General features: G+C 74.7%; 19 protein-coding genes. 14 read left to right on the forward strand and 5 right to left on the reverse strand.

Annotated features, from left to right (window positions below; all coding sequences use genetic code 11):
- The first annotated feature begins 56 nt into the window (after positions 1 to 56).
- From NQ707_RS06545 to NQ707_RS06555, 3 genes are read left to right on the forward strand one after another with little or no spacing between them, the layout of a single operon-like run.
- Positions 57 to 257, forward strand: a complete 201-nt coding sequence (locus NQ707_RS06545; protein ID WP_058731151.1) for a hypothetical protein — start codon at positions 57 to 59, stop codon at positions 255 to 257.
- A 1-nt stretch (position 258) separates the two neighbouring features.
- Positions 259 to 750 carry a RidA family protein gene (locus NQ707_RS06550; RefSeq protein ID WP_058731152.1) on the forward strand — a complete coding sequence of 164 codons (492 nt, stop codon included), beginning with the start codon at positions 259 to 261 and terminating at the stop codon, positions 748 to 750.
- Complete coding sequence (locus NQ707_RS06555; RefSeq protein ID WP_129357717.1) at positions 734 to 1,717, forward strand: NUDIX hydrolase; 984 nt, start codon at positions 734 to 736, stop codon at positions 1,715 to 1,717. The genes NQ707_RS06550 and NQ707_RS06555 overlap by 17 nt, the downstream gene beginning before the upstream one ends.
- 66 nt (positions 1,718 to 1,783) lie before the next feature.
- On the opposite strand, the gene NQ707_RS06560 is transcribed toward NQ707_RS06555, so the two are convergent.
- Positions 1,784 to 2,461, reverse strand: a complete 678-nt coding sequence (locus tag NQ707_RS06560) for a Crp/Fnr family transcriptional regulator (RefSeq protein WP_058731623.1) — start codon at positions 2,459 to 2,461, stop codon at positions 1,784 to 1,786.
- Between the two features lie 286 nt (positions 2,462 to 2,747).
- Between NQ707_RS06560 and NQ707_RS06565 the strand changes: the two genes are divergently transcribed.
- On the forward strand, positions 2,748 to 3,926 hold the full coding sequence (locus NQ707_RS06565; RefSeq protein ID WP_058731622.1) for a MarP family serine protease: 1,179 nt from the start codon (positions 2,748 to 2,750) through the stop codon (positions 3,924 to 3,926).
- Here the strand turns inward: NQ707_RS06565 and aroQ are convergent.
- Positions 3,923 to 4,363, reverse strand: coding sequence for a type II 3-dehydroquinate dehydratase (aroQ, locus tag NQ707_RS06570; protein WP_061225347.1), 441 nt, complete (start codon positions 4,361 to 4,363; stop codon positions 3,923 to 3,925). The genes NQ707_RS06565 and aroQ overlap by 4 nt on opposite strands.
- Positions 4,364 to 4,421: 58 nt before the next feature.
- Complete coding sequence (gene acs / locus NQ707_RS06575; protein WP_242650429.1) at positions 4,422 to 6,359, reverse strand: acetate--CoA ligase; 1,938 nt, start codon at positions 6,357 to 6,359, stop codon at positions 4,422 to 4,424.
- A gap of 679 nt (positions 6,360 to 7,038) precedes the next feature.
- Here acs and nth point away from each other — a divergent pair.
- Together nth and NQ707_RS06585 are read left to right on the forward strand one after the other, a co-directional pair.
- Positions 7,039 to 7,941 carry an endonuclease III gene (gene nth / locus NQ707_RS06580; protein WP_061225348.1) on the forward strand — a complete coding sequence of 301 codons (903 nt, stop codon included), beginning with the start codon at positions 7,039 to 7,041 and terminating at the stop codon, positions 7,939 to 7,941.
- Positions 7,934 to 8,728, forward strand: coding sequence for a CoA pyrophosphatase (locus NQ707_RS06585; protein ID WP_081101538.1), 795 nt, complete (start codon positions 7,934 to 7,936; stop codon positions 8,726 to 8,728). The genes nth and NQ707_RS06585 overlap by 8 nt, the downstream gene beginning before the upstream one ends.
- A 64-nt stretch (positions 8,729 to 8,792) precedes the next feature.
- Here the strand turns inward: NQ707_RS06585 and NQ707_RS06590 are convergent, their stop codons facing one another.
- A complete protein-coding gene (locus NQ707_RS06590) occupies positions 8,793 to 10,646 on the reverse strand; it encodes a bifunctional 3'-5' exonuclease/DNA polymerase (RefSeq protein WP_232238484.1) in 1,854 nt (617 codons plus the stop codon).
- A gap of 135 nt (positions 10,647 to 10,781) precedes the next feature.
- On the opposite strand from NQ707_RS06590, the gene NQ707_RS06595 reads away from it, so the two are divergent.
- The 7 genes from NQ707_RS06595 to NQ707_RS06625 all read left to right on the forward strand — a co-directional run bounded on the left by NQ707_RS06595 (position 10,782) and on the right by NQ707_RS06625 (position 15,949).
- Positions 10,782 to 12,071 (forward strand): hypothetical protein, encoded by a 1,290-nt coding sequence (locus tag NQ707_RS06595; RefSeq protein ID WP_061225350.1) that lies wholly within the window; start codon positions 10,782 to 10,784, stop codon positions 12,069 to 12,071.
- The gene (locus NQ707_RS06600; protein ID WP_404435189.1) at positions 12,071 to 13,222 is read left to right on the forward strand and encodes a TadA family conjugal transfer-associated ATPase; all 1,152 of its coding nucleotides are present in this window, start codon (positions 12,071 to 12,073) and stop codon (positions 13,220 to 13,222) included. The genes NQ707_RS06595 and NQ707_RS06600 overlap by 1 nt, the downstream gene beginning before the upstream one ends.
- A complete protein-coding gene (locus NQ707_RS06605; protein ID WP_061225352.1) occupies positions 13,219 to 13,980 on the forward strand; it encodes a type II secretion system F family protein in 762 nt (253 codons plus the stop codon). The genes NQ707_RS06600 and NQ707_RS06605 overlap by 4 nt, the downstream gene beginning before the upstream one ends.
- Positions 13,977 to 14,582 carry a type II secretion system F family protein gene (locus tag NQ707_RS06610; RefSeq protein ID WP_404435163.1) on the forward strand — a complete coding sequence of 202 codons (606 nt, stop codon included), beginning with the start codon at positions 13,977 to 13,979 and terminating at the stop codon, positions 14,580 to 14,582. The genes NQ707_RS06605 and NQ707_RS06610 overlap by 4 nt, the downstream gene beginning before the upstream one ends.
- Positions 14,583 to 14,648: 66 nt before the next feature.
- Complete coding sequence (locus NQ707_RS06615) at positions 14,649 to 15,020, forward strand: DUF4244 domain-containing protein (protein ID WP_260007064.1); 372 nt, start codon at positions 14,649 to 14,651, stop codon at positions 15,018 to 15,020.
- A gap of 3 nt (positions 15,021 to 15,023) precedes the next feature.
- Positions 15,024 to 15,452 (forward strand): TadE family type IV pilus minor pilin, encoded by a 429-nt coding sequence (locus NQ707_RS06620; RefSeq protein WP_058731158.1) that lies wholly within the window; start codon positions 15,024 to 15,026, stop codon positions 15,450 to 15,452.
- Positions 15,449 to 15,949, forward strand: coding sequence for an Rv3654c family TadE-like protein (locus tag NQ707_RS06625; RefSeq protein WP_081046177.1), 501 nt, complete (start codon positions 15,449 to 15,451; stop codon positions 15,947 to 15,949). Before NQ707_RS06620 ends, NQ707_RS06625 begins: the two co-directional genes overlap by 4 nt.
- Here the strand turns inward: NQ707_RS06625 and NQ707_RS06630 are convergent.
- On the reverse strand, positions 15,892 to 18,630 hold the full coding sequence (locus NQ707_RS06630) for a DEAD/DEAH box helicase (RefSeq protein WP_404435166.1): 2,739 nt from the start codon (positions 18,628 to 18,630) through the stop codon (positions 15,892 to 15,894). The two genes, NQ707_RS06625 and NQ707_RS06630, sit on opposite strands and share 58 nt — an antisense overlap.
- Between NQ707_RS06630 and NQ707_RS06635 the strand changes: the two genes are divergently transcribed.
- Positions 18,629 to 19,069, forward strand: a complete 441-nt coding sequence (locus tag NQ707_RS06635) for a pyridoxamine 5'-phosphate oxidase family protein (protein WP_224800047.1) — start codon at positions 18,629 to 18,631, stop codon at positions 19,067 to 19,069. The genes NQ707_RS06630 and NQ707_RS06635 overlap by 2 nt on opposite strands.
- Positions 19,070 to 19,095 lie beyond the last annotated feature (26 nt).

Consider the following 19,095-nt stretch of genomic DNA (forward strand, 5'->3'; position numbering starts at 1 on the left):
GACCGGCCTGCGGCGGGGAATGGCCCGCCCGGGCCCGCGCGGCTACGCTGGGGCGCATGGAGAAATGGGAATACGCCACCGTGCCCCTGATGATTCACGCGACCAAGCAGATCCTCGACACCTGGGGTGAGGACGGCTGGGAGCTGGTCACCGTGCTGCCCGGCGCCGCCCCCGCGGGGGATGCCCCGGCGGGGAACATGGTCGCCCCGCAGCAGAGCAACCCCATCGCCTACTTCAAGCGCCGCAGGGAGGCCTGAGATGGCCGCCGCCGACTCCGCCGTCGAGGCCCGGCTGGCCGAGCACGGACTGACCGTGCCGGAGGTCGCCGCGCCCGTCGCCTCCTACGTTCCCGCCCGACGCGGCGGATCCTTCGTGTTCACCGCCGGGCAGCTGCCGCTGCGCGACGGGAAGCTGCCGGCCGCCGGCCGGGTCTCCGACTCCGGCGAGCCCGGCACCGTGGATCCCGCGACCGCCCAGGAGCTGGCCCAGCAAGCCGCGCTGAACACCCTGGCCGCGGTGAAATCCGCGATCGGGAATCTGGATCGGGTCGTGCGCGTTGTGAAGGCCACCGGATTCGTGAGCTCCGCCCCGGAGTTCACGGGTCAGGCCGGGGTGCTCAACGGCGCCTCGCAGCTGTACGGACTGGCCTTCGGTGAGGACGGGGCGCACGCGCGCTCCGCCGTCGGCGTGGCCGTCCTGCCCCTGGACGCCCCCGTGGAAGTGGAACTGATCGTTGAAGTCCGCGACTGATGTGCTGACCCGCAGCCCCCGGGTGATCGCCCGGACCGGCACCCCCGAGGAGCAGGAGCGCACCCCGCGCCACCTGCGCCTGTCCGAGCGGGAGTCGGCGGCGGCTAAGACATGGCTGGAGGAGCAGACCGACGCGGCCTGCTGCCCCCTGCGCACCGCCGGATGCGTGGTGCTGATCCGGGAGGGTGCGGACGGTCTGGAGGCCTTCCTCACCTACCGCACCTCCCCGGACTCGCCGCTGGGCAAGGTCGGCTTCCCCGGTGGGGCGGCCACGGCCGCCGACGAGCAGCCGGTCGGCTGGTTCGGCCCCACCCCGACGCAGTGGGCGCAGAAGTTCGGGCACGAGGAGATCCTCCCCGCCCGCTGCGCCGTCGTGGCCGCGATCCGGGAGACCTTCCAGGAGGTCGGGGTGCTGCTGGCCGGACCGGATGAGACCGCGACCGTGGAGAACTCCGAGGCCAGCGAGACCATGGCCTGCCGGGAGCGGATCACCGGGCGCGAGCTGGACTTCGTGGACTGGCTCAAACGCGGCGGCCTGAAGCTGCGCACCGACCTGCTCAAGCCCATCGGCCGCTGGCAGAGCCCCAACTTCAGCCATCGTCGCTACGACACGCACTACTTCGCCGCCGTCGTGCCCGTGGGGCAGAAGCCGCGGCTGCTGGAATCCCGCGGGGTGTGGGGCCGGTGGGTCACCGCCGCCCAGCTGGTCGCTGATCTGGATTCCACCGCCCTGGGCGAGGAGATCGGCCAGGAGAAGACCCGCGGGCTGACGGTGCAGCAGCTGATCACCCCGGGGGTGCTGTGCATCCTGGAGTCCCTGGCCCGCTCCCAGTCCGCGATCGGCTTCCTCACCAAGAAGCGCACCGTGCACACCCAGAAGCCGGAGCTGGAGCGGCGCGACGGCGCCCTGACCCTGTGCTTCACGCCGCCGGCCACCGGATGCGCGCCCCGCGCCAAGGGGGTCTGAGCCGCAAGGCTCTTACGCCCGGCACGGGGCCGCATCCGCGCGCAGAGAGCAGAGAAGGGGCTGGGCTCAGCGGCTGCGCTGGCGCAGGCGCTGCAGGTCCAGGATCACCACGGCGCGGGCCTCCAGGCGGATCCAGCCGCGCTGCACGAACTCGGCCAGGGCCTTGTTCACGGTCTCGCGGGAGGCGCCGACCAGCTGGGCCAGCTCCTCCTGGGTGAGCTCGTGGGCCACCAGGATGCCGTCCGTGGCCGGGCGCCCGAAGCGGTCCGCCAGATCCAGCAGGGCCTTGGCCACGCGCCCCGGAACATCCGAGAACACCAGGTCCGCCAGGTTCTCGTTGGTGCGGCGCAGGCGCCGGGCCAGGGCCTGGAGCACCTGGGCGGAGATGGACGGGGACTTCTCCATGGCCTTCTTCAGGCTCGCGTGCTTGACCCCGGCCAGCCGGGTCTCGGAGACCGCGGTGGCGGAGGTGGAGCGGGGGCCCGGATCGAACAGGGCCATCTCGCCGAAGATCTCCCCCGGGCCCATGATGGCCACGAGGTTCTCCCGGCCGTCCGAGGCGGTGCGGCCGAGCTTGATCTTCCCGGAGATCACGAAGTAGAGCTGATCTCCCGGGTCACCCTCGTAGAACAGGGTGGCCCCGCGGGAGAGGTCCACCTCCGTGAGCTCCTCGGTCAGGGCCGCGAAGGCCTCATCGTCCAGGGACGCGAACAGCGGCGCGCGCCGCAGGATCTCGTTGTCCATTGCACTCCTCACTTCTCTTCGGGTTCGTCACAGGGCTTCTCGTCCAGAGGGGAAGATCCAGCCTCCCGCGCAGACGAAGATCACCCTGTGATGTAATCAACGCCTTCTTCCACTGTATAAGCTGCCCCGGGAAACTGCCACAGCATCGCGTCGTCGGCGAGGATGCGCATCGAGTTCCCAGAGCCCCGGCAGGTCCCTGCCAGCTCGTCCGCGTACCATGGCAGGGCTCTCCCGGGGGCGGCCCGCACCGGCGCCGCCGCGGGCCTCCTCCGAACGGAAGGGCACCATGCTCCTGAATCTCACCCTGCTGGACTGGATCCTCATCCTGGTGATGGTCCTGTACGCGATCGGCGGATATTCCCGAGGCTTCTTCCTCACGCTCGGCTCCGTCGTCGGGTTCGCCCTCGGCGCAGTCGCGGCCTTCTACCTCACGCCGCTCGTGGTGAGCATGGTCGGCGGCGGCTGGCGCATCCTCGTCGCTGTGCTCAGCGTCGTGGGGCTCATCGGCCTCGGGCAGGCCCTGGGACTGGCCCTCGGCCGGCCCCTGCGCCGGCTGAGCGACCGCACCGGCCTGGGGCTCCTCGAGCGGCTGGCCGGGGCCGTGCTGAACGTGGCGACGTGCGCCCTGGTGATCGTGGTGCTCAGCTTCTCCGTGGGCCAGCTCGGGGTGGCTTCCATCACCCGGGCGCTCGGGGATTCCCGGGTGGTCACCTCCCTGGAGGGGTTCACCCCGGATCCGGTGCGCGAGGGCATCGCCCGGGCCCGTGCCGCGGTGCTCGCCCAATCCGGGATCCCCGAGCTGTCCGAGCGGCTGTTCCCGGCCGAATCCGCCCCGACCCAGACTCTCGAGAACCCGGCGCTGGACACCGCGGCGGACTCGGTGGTGCGCGTCAGCGGCACCGCCGAGGCCTGCCTGCAGAACCAGACCGGCTCGGGCTTCGTCGTCGCTCCCGGGATGGTCGTGACCAACGCGCACGTCGTCGCCGGGGTGGAGGAGACCACGGTGGAGACCCGCACCGGCAGCGCCTACGCAGGCACGGTGGTGCACTACGACGCCGCCACGGACCTCGCGGTGATCTCCGCGCCGGACCTGCCGGCCGCCGCCCTGAGCACCGGCCCGGACGCCGCAGCGGGGGACCTCGTGGAGTTCATGGGCTACCCCCTGGGCGGGCCCTTCGCCTCCCGCACCGCCACCGTGCAGGGCCTGAGCGAGACCCGCACCCGCGACGCCGACGGGAACCGGGCCCCCGCCCGGCAGATCTACCAGCTGGCCGCGGACGTGCAGCAGGGCAACTCGGGCGGGCCGCTGCTGAACTCGGACGGGCAGGTGATCGGGGTGATCTTCGCCAAGGCCGAGCAGGGCGAGACCGGCTACGCCCTGTCCCTGGCGGAGCTGCGCCCCGTCCTGGATGCCCTGGGCACCATGTCCGCACCGGTGGGCACCGGCACCTGCCACGCCGGCTAGCGGTCCAGGTGCTGGGCGAACCAGTCCACGGCCATCACGTAGCCGCACGCGCCGGCCCCGGCCAGCACGACGTCGGCCTGCGGGGAGACGAAGCTGCGGTGGCGGAAGGACTCGCGCCGGTGCACGTTGGACAGGTGCACCTCCGTCACCGGCAGCTCCGCTGCCTCCAGGGCGTCGTGGATCGCCACGCTGGTGTGCGTGTACGCCGCGGCGTTGAGCAGGATCCCGCAGGCCTCGGAGCGGGCCTCCTGGATCCAGTCCACCAGCGTCCCCTCCCCGTTGGTCTGCCGGAAGACCACCTCCAGACCGCAGGCCCCGGCCCGCTCGCGGACCATGGCCTCGATGTCCGCGAGCGTGGTGGTGCCGTAGACCTCCGGGTTGCGGGTGCCCAGCAGGTTCAGGTTCGGTCCGTTCAGGACGTACAGGGGCTTGCTCATGGGCTCCATTGTCCTCTTCCGACGGCTCCCGAGGGGGCAGGGTGGCTCAGGGGGCCGCTCAGGAGCGCAGGGACCGGGTGATCTGGTCCATGACCGTGGAATCCGCCAGGGTCGAGGTGTCCCCCACGGGGCGATCCTCGGCCACGTCCTTGAGCAGCCGGCGCATGATCTTGCCGGAGCGGGTCTTGGGCAGCTCCGGGACGATGAGCACCTTCTTCGGCTTGGCGATCGGGGAGATCGCCTCGCCCACGTGGGCCCGGATCTGGGCGGCCAGCTCCTCCCGGTCCCCGTCCTGCTCGGCGGCGGCGTCGGAGAGGATCACGAAGGCGATCACGGCCTGCCCGGTCGTCTCATCCGCGGCCCCCACGACCGCGGACTCCGCGACCGCCGGGTGCGAGACCAGCGCGGATTCGATCTCCGGGGTGGACAGCCGGTGCCCGGAGACGTTCATGACGTCGTCCACCCGGCCCAGCACCCAGATGTCCCCGTCCTCGTCCCGGCGCGCGCCGTCCCCGGCGAAGTAGGTCCGCTCCCCGAACCGGGACCAGTACGTGTCCTGGAAGCGCTGGTCATCGCCCCACAGGGTGCGCAGCATCGAGGGCCACGGGTGGGTCAGAGCCAGCAGGCCGGACTCCCCGGCGCCGAGGGGCTGGCCGAAGTCGTCGACCACCTCGGCGCTGATGCCCGGCAGCGCGCGCTGGGCCGAGCCCGGCTTGGCCGCGGTGACCCCGGGCAGCTGGGAGATCATGATGGCGCCGGTCTCGGTCTGCCACCAGGTGTCCACGATCGGGCAGCGACCGTGGCCGATGACCCGGTGGAACCAGGTCCAGGCCTCCGGGTTGATGGCCTCGCCCACCGTGCCCAGCAGGCGCAGGGACTCCAGGGAGTACTCCCCGGGGATCTGCTCGCCCCACTTCATCATGGTGCGGATCGCGGTGGGGGAGGTGTAGAGGATGCTCACCCCGTACTTGTCCACGATCTCCCAGAAGCGCCCGCGGTGCGGGGAGTCCGGGGTGCCCTCGTAGATGACCTGGCTGGTGCCGTTGAGCAGGGGGCCGTAGACGATGTACGTGTGCCCGGTGACCCACCCGACGTCGGCGGTGCACCAGTACACGTCCGTCTCCGGCTTGATGTCGAAGACCATCCGGTGGGTGTAGGCCGCCTGGGTGAGGTAGCCGCCGGTGGTGTGCAGGATGCCCTTGGGCTTCCCGGTGGTGCCCGAGGTGTAGAGGATGAACAGCGGATCCTCGGCCCCGTGAGGCTGCGGGGTGTGTTCGGCGGAGGCCCGGTCCACGACGTCGTGCCACCACACGTCGCGCTGCTCGGTCCACTCGATCTCCTCCCCGTTGCGCCGGACCACCAGCACGTGCTCCACCGACGGGGCGCCCTTGGCCAGCGCCGCGTCCACGGTGGGCTTGAGGCGGGTGGGCTTGCCGCGGCGGTAGGACCCGTCCGCGGTGACCACCAGCTTGGCCTCGCCGTCGTTGACCCGGGAGTGGATCGCATCCGCGGAGAAGCCGCCGAAGATCACCGAGTGGATCGCGCCCAGGCGCGCGCAGGCGAGCATCGTGATCACAGCCTGCGGGATCATCGGCAGGTACACCGCCACGCGGTCCCCGTGGCCGACGCCGAGCTCGGCGAAGGCGTTGGCGGCACGGCAGACCTCATCCTTCAGCCGGGCGTAGGTGTACTCCTCGGTGTCCCCGGGCTCGCCCTCGAAGTACAGGGCGACCCGGTCCCCGTGCCCGGCCTCCACGTGGCGGTCCACGGCGTTGTAGGCGGCGTTCAGGCGCCCGTCCTGGAACCACTTGGCGAAGGGCGGGGTGGACCAGTCCAGGGTCTCGGTGAACTCGGTGTCCCAGTGCAGCAGGGTGCGGGCCTGCTCAGCCCAGAACTCATCGCCTCGGCGCTGCGCCTCGTCGTACAGCTCGGCGGTGGCGTTGGCCTGGGCGGCGAACTCCTCGGACGGGGGGAAGACCTGTGCGTTCTCGCTCAACGGGATGCTCCTTCGGATCGTGTGAACTGCCTCCCACTGTAGCGGAGCGCTCGTGATCCCGCTCACCTGTGGATGGTGGCGGGGCCAGAACGTGCGGTGCGTGCGGGCCGCGAGCCCGTGCGCCGGGAAAGCGGAGCGGCCCCGGACGCCGCGGACCCCGCTCTGCCGGTGCGGCAGGGCGGGGCCCGGGGTGCTCAGGGTCGGTCCTGGGGGTGCTTCACCCGCCGAAGATGGCGCGGGCCAGCTTCTCCAGCCAGGGCAGCACGTCCTGGGCGATGGCGATGGCGGCCTGGATGATGGCGGCGACGTCCACGGTCATGGGATCTCCTTCTCGGATGGGGTGGGGGAGGGGGTGGGTCAGCCGAAGACGCCGGCGGCCTGCAGGATCTTGATGATCTGGGAGGCGATGTCCAGAGCGGACTTGAGCAGATCGGTCAGGACGGACCAGTCGAAGGCGGCCATGGGGTTCCTTTCGAGGAGAAGGCGTCGAACCTGCGCGAGGCGAGGCGCTCGCGAGGCAGTGCTACCCGTCACGGTGCGGCATCGGCACCACAGTATTGAGAACCCATCGCAATGACAAGAGGTGTCTGGGAAGTGCATCGGCGGTTCGCCGAGGAGGGCCTGCGCCGGGGCGCGTGCCCCGCCGCCGCGGGGCTGAGAACGGGTACCCTCGGAGATCATGAGCCCCACCGGATCCGCCCCGCAGACCCCGCCCACCTCGGTCGACGCGCCCGGACCGGCCATCCGCCGCGTCCCGGAGGACAAGGCCCGCGCCGGGGCGGCCGGGCGGCGTCGTCGGGGGCAGGAGGAGACGCACACGGGGCGGGTGCGCCGGGCCCGGCGCATCAACCGCATCCTCGCCGAGACCTACCCCTACGCCGTCGCGGAGCTGGACTTCGACTCCCCGTTCCAGCTGCTGGTGGCCACCGTGCTCTCCGCGCAGACCACGGATGTGAAGGTCAACGCCGTCACCCCCGGGCTGTTCGCCGCCTACCCCACTCCGCAGGATCTCGCGCAGGCCCCGCACGAGGCGGTCGAGGAGATCGTGCGCCCCCTGGGCTTCTACCGGGCCAAGACCCGCTCGATCATCGCGCTGGCCGACCGGCTCGTGGATGAGCACGACGGCGAGGTCCCCGACACCCTCGAGGGGCTCACGGCCCTGCCGGGGGTGGGGCGCAAGACCGCGTTCGTGGTGCTGGGCAACGCCTTCGGCCGCCCCGGGCTCACCGTGGACACGCACTTCGGGCGCCTGGCCCGCCGCTTTGGCTTCACCGAGCAGGAGGATCCGGTGAAGGTGGAGCACGACGTCGCCGCGCTGTTCCCGCCGAAGGACTGGACCATGCTCTCCCACCGGCTGATCTACCACGGACGCCGCATCTGCCACGCTCGACGCCCGGCCTGCGGGGTGTGCCCGGTCGCGGACCTGTGTCCCTCCTACGGCGCGGGGGAGACTGACCCGGAAGCCGCCGCCCGGCTGCTTAAGTACGAGTTCGCCCCCGGCCGGGAGCAGCTGCACCGGCGGTTCCTGGAGGGTGCGACTCGTCGGCAGCTGCGCGTCGAGGGGTACGGTCTCGGTGCCTGAGCGCGATGCCTCGCCGGCCTCGACCGCGCCGTCCGGCGGGCTGGGCACCGCGGCGGCGCGGGCCGTCCTGGCCCGGGAGGCCCGGACGGAGCTGGCCGCCCTGGGCGCGCGGGGCCAGCGGCTGCAGCTGGTGGACCGCGAGCCCTGGCGGCTGGGGAACCTGCCCGCCGGCAGGGCCCGGGAGGCCTCCGTGCTGATGCTCTTCGGCTCCCGCGACGGCGCCGGCATCGGCGTCAGCGACGGCGCCCGCGCCGCGGCACCTGTGGCGGAGACGGACGTGCTGATCCTCGTGCGCGCCGCGACGCTGCGCCAGCACGCCGGGCAGCCCGCCTTCCCCGGCGGCCGGGTGGACCCCGAGGACCGGGCCGCGCAGGATCCGGCCGTGGAGGCCGCGCTGCGCGAGGCCGTGGAGGAGACCGGGGTGGACCGGGCCGGCATCGACGTCCTGGGGCGCCTGGCCCCCGTGCCCCTGCCCGTCAGCGGCCACCTCGTGACCCCGGTGCTCGGCTGGTGGCGTGAGCCGTCCCTGGTGCAGGTGGTGGACGACGCCGAGTCCTCGCTGGTCGTGCGGGTGCCCGTCCGGGACCTGCTGGACCCCTCCCATCGGCACCTGGCCACGGTGACCCGCGGGCCCGCGACCCATCACACGCCCGCCTTCACGGTGCCCGTCGGCGCGGAATCCGTGACGATCTGGGGATTCACCGGCATCCTCCTGGATCGGCTGCTGCATCGGCTGGGCTGGGAGCTGCCATGGGACGCCACCCGCAGGATCCCCGCCCCGCGGTGAGTCCCGTCGGCGCGGCGTCGGCCGCTGCCGGCGGGGCGCCGTCGGGACGGGGATGCCGCCCGGCTCACTTCGCCTCGGCGTAGGAGCTCACCTGGGCCACGGTCAGCGGGAACTCCACCGGGGCCTGCCCGAACAGCAGCCGCCCGGCGGCGGCCGCCGCCTCCCGGACGATAGCCCGCACCGCCGGGGCCTCCTCGGCGGGACCGTGCAGCACCACCTCGTCGTGGACGAAGAACACCAGGCGCGTGCGCAGCGGGCCCGGGGCATCGTCGGCCCCGGCGCCGTCGGGCCCGGCTGGGTCCCCCGTTCCCGCGCCGCGCAGGCGCCGCCGGATCTCGCCCATCCAGCACATCGCCCACTCCGCGGCCGTGCCCTGCACGATGAAGTTGCGGGTGAACCGGCCCTGCGCCCGACGCAGCCGCACCGAACGGGCCTCCGCGGCGGCCGTGGAGACGTCCGCGACGGCCGCGGACCAGTCCGCATCCGGCAGCGGCGAGGTGCGCCCCAGCCAGGTGCGCACCTGCCCGCCGCGCTCCCCGACCGACGCCGCCTGCTCCACCAGGCCGATCGCCTCGGGGAACATCCGCCGCAGGTGCGGCACCAGGGCCCCGGCCTCCCCGGTGCTCGCCCCGTACATCGCGCCCAGCAGCGTGACCTTCGCGGCCTTGCGCTCGGTCAGCGCCGAGCCGGTGCGCTCCCCGAGCCGTGCGATCCCCTCGTACAGGTCCCGGCCCTGCCCGGCCACGGCCAGGGCCCGGTCCTGGGCCATCGCGGCCAGGATGCGCGGCTCCACCTGGGAGGCATCGGCCACCGTGAGCACCCACCCGGGGTCGGCCCGGACGGCTTCGCGCACCGCGTGCGGGATCTGCAGGGCCCCGCCCCCGTGCGCGGCCCACCGGCCCGTGATCACCCCGCCCACCACGTAGCGGGCGTGGAAGCGGCCGTCGCGCACCCATTCGTCCAGCCAGTGCCACCCGTTGGCCGTCCACAGCCGGTACAGCCCCTTGTACTCCAGGACCGGGGCGATCATCTCCCGACGGCGCGGGGCCCGGGTGCCGCCGTGCTCGGCCCACTCGAGCAGGGCGTGTTTGCGGGTGGAATCCACCGTGATGCCCACCGACTGCATGGCGCGCAGCAGCTCCTGCGGGGAATCCGGATTGACCTGGGGCAGGCCCCACTGCTCGGCGATCCGCTCGGCCAGGGCCTGCATCTTCTGCGGCCGCTGCCCCTCCGGCGGACGCGGGCCCAGCAGGTCTTCCAGCAGCGCCTCGTGCACCGCACGGTCCCATGGCAGGCCCTCGCGTTCGATCTCCTGGGCGATCAGCCCGCCCTGGGACTCCGCGGCCAGCAGCAGCCGCAGCCGGGACGCGGCCGGGGAGGCGCGCACCGCCGCCTCCTGAGCGCGGAACTCCGCCGCCAGGACCGCAGCATCCGGGCGGGCCGGGCCCCGCGCGGCGGCCGGGGCATCGAACAGGGAGGTCTGCGCGGGATCCGCCCGCGGTGTGGGAAGGCGGCCCGGCGGCCGCTCCTGCTGCTGCGGGTCCAGCGGCACCGTCGGGGTGTAGTCCAGCGTCCCGTCCGGGAAGGAGGCGACTCCGGTGAGGATGCGCTGGCACAGGGTCAGATCCCAGCAGCGATCCGGTGAGACCCCGGAGGCCAGCAGCTGCGGCATCACCTCCCGGCACGAGGGCAGCACCCACCGGATCCGGGCCGCTTCCTCGGCGGGCAGGGACCGCAGCGTCGCCCCCACGGCCTCGCCCAGCTGCTCCCACGGCACCTCACGGAAGCGCCGCGGCACCGGCGATGCCCCGTCGGCCGGGTCATCCGGGGCCTCGGGCCGCACGAGCCGCCAGGCGTCGCGAGCGTGGCCTGCGGCGGCGTCGTCCGCGGCGGGGGCCGGGCCCAGGAGGATGTGCATGGACCCATCATCCCAGGCGGGCGGGCATCCACAGGGGCGCATGCCACCGCGGATTCCCGGGCGTCCTCCACAGTCGGCCCGCAGGACCGGGGCCGGGCCGGCGGGCCGGTGCGGCGCGCGGGGCAGGGTGGGCCCATGAGAACCACCGCGGCCAGCCCACTGAGCATCCCGGACCGGGCCCGACCCCTGCGCCCCGCGCCCGCCCCCGACGGCGAGGCCGAGCGGCTGATCGCCGACCGCCTCGGCGCCGAACCGGCCCACCGGGCCCCGGAGAGCGGACGCGGCGTGCTGGTCTGGGGCAGCTCCCCCGGGTTCCTCGGCATCGCCGAGGATGTCGCCCGGGCCGCCCGGATGTCCCTGCGCACCGCCGATGCCGAACACCCGCCACTGTGCGGCCCTGAGGACGTGCTGCTGGTGCAGGCCGACGACGTCCCCGGCCTGCACCAGCTGCTGATCGGCCCGGCGGCCCCGCCGGAGCCGCGCCGGCCCGCGGTGATCGCCGGGATCAGCGGGGGCGCGGACCCGTGGGCGGCGGCCCACCGGATCGGCGCGGTGTGGCGCCAGCCCGACGTCGTGCTGCTGCCTCAGGGCCGGGCCTGGCTGGCCGACCACCTGGCTCAGGAGGGGGCCGCAGAGCCCGGGCACCCGCGGATCGGGGTGCTCGGGGCCAGCGGCGGCATCGGGGCCTCCGCCCTGTCCCTGTGGCTGGCCGACCGGCTGCGGGAGGACGGACGCGAACCCGTGGTGGTGGACGCCGTCGCGGCGAGCATCGGCCTGGACTCGTGCCTGAGCGCCCGCAGCCTGGACGGTCTGCGCTGGCAGCAGCTCGAGGCCCTGCCGCGGCGCCCGGAGCCGGCCCGGCTGCTGGCCTCCCTTCCTGCTCCGCAGGGCATCCCGGTGCTCACCGCGGACCCCGCGCACCCCGGGTTCGGCACCCGGCCCGATGCCGGGCGGTGGAGCGTCGTGGACGCGCTGGGCACGGTGGCCCTGCCCGTGATCGACCTCGGCTCGGCCGCGGCCATGGTCCCGCCGGGCGGCCTGGAGACCCAGTGGGTCTCCCGCTGCAGCGTCCTGGTCCTGCTCGTGCCCTTCACGCTGCGGGGGATCTGCCAGGCCCAGTCGGCGATGCGCCGGTGGGCCCCGGTGCTGCCCATCGTGCCGGTGGGGGCCGGCCCGCGGGTCTGCGACGTCTCCGATGCGGAGGTCGCCGAGATCCTCGGCGCCCCGCTGGCCGCGGCGCTGCCCCACGTGCCGGCCGTGTACGCCGCCTACGATGACGGCGCCCTCCTGGAGGTCTCCCGACGACGCGGCCTGCGCCGCCCCGTGGCCGCGGTGGCCGACGCCGCCCTGGCCGCCGCCGAGGCCCCCGGCGGGTCCGAGGCCGGGCCCGGACTGGCCCGGCGCTCCCTCGAGGTGGGTGTGTGATGCGCGGGGTGGGCAGCGCGAGCGGGCGCCTGGCCCGCTGGGAGGCCGAGCGGGCGGAGCTGCGGGGCCTGGGCATCCTGCAGCCTCTCCTGGACGAGCCGGGCTTGACCGACATCTACGTCAACGCCCCCGGGGAGATCTGGACCGACGGCGCCCAGGGACCGCGGCGTCGGGACCTCGCCTTCCCCGATGACGACGCCGTCCGGGAGCTCGCGGTGCGGCTGATCACCCTGGCGGGGCGCCGGCTGGACACCAGCCACCCCTGCGCGGATGTGCAGACCGCGGCCGGGTACCGGGTGCACGCGGTGCTGCCCCCGGTGGCCCCGGAGCACCCGCTGCTGTCCATCCGGCTGCAGCCGGAGCACCGCCCGGACTTCGCGCAGCTGTGCGCCTCCGGGCTGTGCGAGGAGACCACGGCGCGGCTGCTGCGCCGGATCGTGGCCGCGCGGATCTCCTTCCTGATCTCCGGGTCCACCGGCTCGGGCAAGACCACCCTGCTCAACGCCCTGCTGGGGCTGTGCCCGGCCCGGGAGCGGCTCGTGCTGATCGAGGATTCCGCGGAGCTGCGCCCCGAGCACCCGCACGTCGTCTCCCTGCAGACCCGCCAGCCCAACGCGGAGGGCACCGGCGGGATCGGGCTGACCGCCCTGATCAGGGAGGCCCTGCGCATGGGTCCGGATCGGATGGTCCTGGGGGAGTGCCGCGGGGAGGAGCTGAAGGATCTGCTGCTGGCGCTGAACACCGGCCACGAAGGCGGGGGAGGGACCCTGCACGCCAATTCGGCGCAGGCCGTGCCCTCCCGGCTGCTGGCCCTGGGGGCCCTGGCCGGGTTGGCGCCGGAGGCCGTGCGCCGGCAGGTGCTCACCGGGCTCGGGGCCGTGATCCACCTGGACCGGGGACCCCGCGGGCGCCGGGTCCGGGAGATCGGGGTCTTCCGGGACGATCGCCTGCCCGGCGCGCTTCCCGGCCCGGACGACGTCGGGCGCGCCCCGGCGGCTGGCGGCGCGTCCGGCGCGGCGGGCGGCGAGGGCCTGTCCGTGTGCCCGGCGTGGATCTGCCCGGAGAACGACGCCGCCCACCCGGGCCCGGGCCTGCCCGCGCTGTGTCGGCTGCTGGGGCTCGGGGAGACACCGGGGGAGGAGTGGACATGAGCGCGACCCTGCTGCTGATCACCGGGAGCCTCCTGCTGCTGCTCGGGCCCCGCGTCGGGAGGTCCCGACCGCTGCCCGTGGACTCATCCCGCCAGACGGGCCCGGCCCCGTGGGACGAACTGCTGGGCAGGATGCGCGCGGTGGGCGGCTCCCGGCGGGCCGTGGCGCAGCGGATCGATCTGGAACGGTGGCCGGCGCTGATCCAGCAGATGGCGGCCCTGCTGCGGGCGGGCATCGAACCGGCCGCCGTCTGGGCCGCGCTGCGCGAGCAGGGCCGCGGCGAGGCACGGGAGGAGGCGGGTGCGGTCGGGCGGGACATCGACGAGCTGATCCGCTGCGCCCACGAGGGGGCCCTGCTCGGCGCGGACCCGGCCCGCAGCCTGCGCACGGCCCGGCTGCACCACCCCCGATCCCGGGCGGTGCGCGATGCGCTGGCGGCCGCCTGGGCGGTCTCCGGGCGCACCGGGGCCCCGCTGGCCGGGGTGCTGGAGGGCCTGGCCCGGGCCGTGGAGGACGAGCTGGATGCCCTGGCCGCCCGGGACACCGCCCTGGCCGGCCCCAAGGCCACCGCCCGCATCCTGTCCACCCTGCCGCTGCTGGGCCTCGGGCTGGGGATGGTCATGGGCACGGACCCGCTCGGGGTGCTGCTCGGGATGGTCTGGGGACATCTGGCCTTAGCCCTCGGGCTCGGACTCTCCGCCGCGGGACTGCTCTGGACGCGTCGGCTGGTCCGAGGCGCCGAGGAGGCCGCGCCATGACTGGTTTCGCGATGATCCTCGGCGCGGTCCTGGCGTTGTGGGGGCGCCATCCGCTGCGGCGGGCGGGTTCCGCCGTCGCCCGGGAGCCCTCCCGTGCGGCGGGCATTCCGGCGGCCATCCGGCTGGAGCTGATCGGGGCGATGCTCGACGCCGGGCTGTCCGTGACCCGGGCGGTCTCGGTCCTGGCCGAGGTGGAGCGCGCGACGTCGCTGCGGCGGGTCGCGGCCCTGCTGGAGGCCGGCCTCGACTGGGACCGGGCCTGGGCGGGTGCCGCGGACCAGGGGGCGCAGAGCCAGCGGGGCCAGAGCTTGCGAGGCCAGAGCCCACTGGGACAGAGGAAGCGCCGCGCGGGGGAGCAGGCGCAGGAGCTGCGGATTCTGCGCGAGGCCCTGGACATCGCGGTGCGCACCGGGGCCCCGGCGGCCGCGCTGCTGCGGGCGCAGGCCGGGCGGATCCGGAACCGACGCCACCGCGACGCCCAGAAGCAGGCCGCGGCCCTGGGGGTCCGGCTGATGCTGCCCCTGGGGTTGTGCTCCCTGCCCGCCTTCGTCTGCCTGGGCGTGATCCCGGTGCTCATCGGCCTGGTCCCCGCCCTGTGGTGACCCCAAGAACCCCCGGTCGGCGGCTGCCGCCGGGTGATCCAGAAGAGAACGAGGAGAGGACGCATCATGCGACGCGAACCGAACACCCCCGCCGCGGACCCCACCTGGGCCGCGGACCCCGCCCCGGCGCAGCCCGAGACCGCGCACCCCGCGGCCACCGAGGCGGCGCCCGTCCCGGAGGTCGCGGATCCCGGAGCAGACCCCCGGGCCGTCGAGGCCCGGGCCGTCCAGGACCCGCTGACGCTCACCGGTGACGTGGTCCGCCACCCCGGCCGGGCCGGGGCCGATGACCCGGAGCTGGGCGCGACGACCGCCGAGTACGGCATCGTCATGCTCGCCGCCGTCGGCTTCGCCGGTCTGCTCGTGGTCATCCTCAAGTCCGGCGAGGTGAAGGAGCTGCTCATGGGCATCATCCGCACCGCGCTGTCCACGGGCTGAGCCATGGGACACCGCAACGGCCCGGGGCCGGTGCACACCGGTCCCGGGCCCGCGCACCCGACCGAGATCGAGCGGGGCAGCGCGACCGCGGAGTTCGCCGTCGTCCTGCCGTGCATCGTGCTGCTGCTGGCCGTGGTGCTCGGGGCCGGGGCCTGCGCCGCGACGTCGGTGCGGGCCGAGGAGGCCGCGCGGCTGGCGGCCCGCTCCCTAGCCCGCGGGGATCCCCCGGCCGAGGCGCAGCGCACGGCCCGCGAGATCATCGGGGCCGAGGCCCGCATCGGCGTGGCCACCACTGGGGACAGCGCGACGGTCTCCGTGCGCACCCGGGCCCCGGGGATCATCGGGGCGTGGGGCGGGCTGGAGATCACCGCCGAGGCCACGACCCGGGTGGACAGCGCCCGGGCCGATGCCGCACGGGAGGCCCAGCCATGACCGGCCGGACCCCGCCGCACCGAATCCCTCGCCCGCGCCGAGCGCCCGGGCCGCGCCGGTGGGCTGCGCCGGAGCTTCTCCGATCGGGACGGGAGCGCGGGCCGACGGCGCCGGAGCCGGCCGGGGAGCGCGGGGCCTCCACCGTCGCGATGGTCGGGATCATCGCCGTGATCGGGGTGCTGCTGGCCGCGGTGTGCCTGCTGGGGCACGTGGCCCTGTGCACCCATCGGGCGGCCACGGCCGCGGATCTGGCCGCCCTGGCGGCCGCGGACACCGCCCGGGGGCTGCGCCCCGGGGTGGCCTGCGACGAGGCCGCGCGCACCGCCCGGGAGAACCGGGCCCGCCTGGTCTCCTGCGCACCCGCTCCGGAGGACCCGGAGATCATGGACGTGCGGGTCGCCGTGGATCTGGCCGTGGGGGCGCGGCTGCTGGGACCGGCCTACGGCGTGGCCCGGGCCGGTCCGCCGCCCTCGGGGTCCGCGGGATCAGGCTCGTGATCCGGGTCGGCGGCGGATCCGGGCTCGGCGTCCTCATCGGCGGTCTGCAGCATCCCCCGCAGCAGGGCCACAGCGCCTGCCTTGCTCAGCGGGTGGTTCCGGTTGCCGCACTTGGGGGACTGCACGCAGGACGGGCACCCGGTCTCGCACTCGCAGGCCAGGATCGCCTCCAGGGTCGCGCTCAGCCACGCGCGGGCGACGTCGAAGCCGTGCTCGGCGAAGCCCGCCCCGCCGGGGTATCCGTCGTAGACGAAAATCGTCGGCAGCTCCGTGTCCGCGTGCAGCGCGGTGGACAGCCCGCCGATGTCCCACCGATCGCAGGAGGCCACCAGCGGCAGCAGGCCGATCGCGGCGTGCTCGGCGGCGTGCAGGGCCCCGGGGAACTCCGGCTCCGCCACGCCCTGCCCCGCCATCACCGGTCCGGGCACGGTCCACCACACGGCCCGGGTCAGAAGCTCCTGCGGCGCCAGCTCCAGGGGCTGCTCGTCGATGACCTCGTTGGTGGCCACGGCCCGACGCTGGAAGGAGACCACCTGGGTGCGCACCCGCACCGTGCCCGAATGCACCCGCACCGGCCCCCAGTCCCGGGTCCGCTCGGTCTCCAGCACCGAGACCTCCGTGATGTCCCGCGCCTGGGTCCAGAAATCCGGGTGCGCCCGGGTCACCAGCACGGCCCCGCCCGCCTCATCCAGCTCCTCCACGTGCCAGGTGCGGCCCTGGTGCACGTAGATCGCCCCGGGGTGGGCCTGCCGGTGCGCCTGGGCGTCGTCCATCGTGCCGATGATCCCGCCGGTCTGCGCGTCGATGATCTGCAGGCGCCGCCCGGCCCCGCGCAGGTCGATCGCGGCGGCCGCGGACTCCGGGTGGGTCCAGAACCAGCCCGTCGGGCGCCGCCGCAGGTAGCCGTCGCGCACCAGCCCGTCCAGCAGGGCCTCGGCCCGCGGGCCGAACAGGTCCAGCTCCTCGGGGCGGATCGGGCGCTCCGCGGCGGCCGCGCACAGGTGCGGGGCCAGCACGTACGGGTTGTGCGGGTCGAACACGGTGGTCTCCACCGCGACGTCGAAGACGTCCCGCGGGTGGTGCACCAGGTAGGTGTCCAGCGGGTCGTCCCCGGCGACCAGCACCGCCAGGGACTCCTGCCCGGCCCGGCCGGCCCGCCCGATCTGCTGCTGGAAGGAGGCGCGGGTCCCGGGCCAGCCGGCCACCAGCACCGCGTCCAGCCCGGCGACGTCGATGCCCAGCTCCAGGGCCGGGGTGGAGGCCACCCCGAGCATCTCCCCGGAGCGCACCTGCCGCTCCAGCTCCCGCCGCTCCTCCGGCAGGTACCCGGAGCGGTAGGCGCACACCCGGTGGGCCACCGCCGGATCCAGCTCGCCCAGGCTCTCCTGGGCGATCCGGGCGAGGGTCTCCGCGCCGCGCCGGGAGCGGATGAACGCGATGGTCCGCACCCGCTCGGCCACCAGCTCGGTGAGCAGCTGGGCCGCTTCGGTCAGGGCCGAGCGACGCCGCGGCACCCCGTTCTCCCCGGGCCCGGGGCGCCCCTGCCCCGGCCCGATCCCGGGCACCGGCGGGGCGGTGTCGGCGGAAGAGGACGGGATCGACCCACCGGTGCCGGACGGGCGGTGCCCGGCGGCCAGACCGTCCGCGACCTCCTCCTCCAGCAGCGGCTCCCACAGCAGCACCGTGACCTCCCCGTGCGGGGAGGCGTCCGCGGTGACGGCGGTGACCTGTTCCGGCTCCGCCCCGAGCAGCCGGGCGAAGGACTCCCGGGGTCGGGCCGAGGTGGCCGAAGCGCCGATCCCGGTGGGCGCGGCCCCGTGCAGGGCGGCCACCCGGCGCAGCCGACGCAGCACCATCGCCACGTGCGCCCCGAACACGCCCCGGTACCCGTGCGCCTCGTCCACCACCACGTAGGCCAGCCGGCGCAGGAACCGCCCCCACCGCTCGTGGTTCGGCAGGATCCCTGCGTGCAGCATGTCCGGGTTGCACAGGATGACGTTCGCGTAGTCCCGGATCCACCGCCGGTCCTCGGTCGGGGTGTCCCCGTCGTAGGTCGCCGCGCGCACCGCGGACAGGCCCAGCGCTCGCAGCGAGGTCAGCTGATCCGCGGCCAGGGCCTTGGTGGGGGACAGGTACAGCACCGTCGCCGGCTCCGCCGCCCCGCCCTCCTCGGGTCCGACCTCCCCGCGCAGCACCGCATCCAGGGCGGGCAGCTGGTAGGCCAGGGACTTGCCGGAGGCGGTGCCGGTGGCCAGGATCAGGTGCTCGCCGCCGCGCGGGGAGACCATCCTTCCTGCCCGGCGCGCCTGCCGGGCCCGGGCGCGGGCCGTGCGCTGGAAGGCGTGGGCGGCGTCGGCGGCCAGCGCCTGGTGGCGGTAGGGGTGGGGCACGCCCAGCCCGCGGAAGGCATCGATGACCGCCGGATGGGCCCAGTCCGGCCAGTCGGCGACGACGGCCTCGCGCTCGGGCAGCACGCGCACGTGCGTGATCTCCGGGGGCTGGCTGCCGAGGTGTAGGGCGCGCAGCTGCGGGTTCTCGGCGGGGACGGGGGCGGGCACCCGTCCATTGTGCACCGCGGGCGCGGGACGGGCGCCCGGGCCCCGGTGCGGCCCGGTCCGGGGGTCGCCGCAGCGGGTCGCGCAGCTCACATGTGCGGGTGGATCATGGGACAATGGCCGCATGAGCTTTCCGATGAACATCTCCGGTCAGGACCGGCAGGAGCAGGAGCCGCGGGTGCGGGAGCTGAGCCTGGACGAGAGCTGGCAGCTGCTGGAGGCGGCCCGCTTCGGACGCCTGGGCACCGCCGACGTCGGGCGGGTGGACATCACCCCGCTGAACATCGTCGCCTCCCACCGGCACCTGTACTTCCGCTCCGCGAAGGGCTCCAAGCTCACCACGCTGCAGCTGAACCCGCACGTGGCCTTCGAGATCGACTCGGTGCAGGGCGGCACGGCCTACAGCGTCATGGTCCGCGGCACCGCCCGCATCCTCACGGACCCGGAGGAGACGGCGAAGGTGGACGCGCTGGGGCTGAAGCCCTGGCTGCGCACCGAGAAGCTCGAGTACGTGGAGATCGCCCCGGACTACATCACCGGGCGCGCCTTCCGCCTCGGCGACTGACGGCCGACGAGGCCGCGGCAGGCGAC

This window comes from Rothia sp. BD8, assembly GCF_044878465.1.
In the GTDB taxonomy this organism is placed as follows: domain Bacteria; phylum Actinomycetota; class Actinomycetes; order Actinomycetales; family Micrococcaceae; genus Rothia; species Rothia kristinae.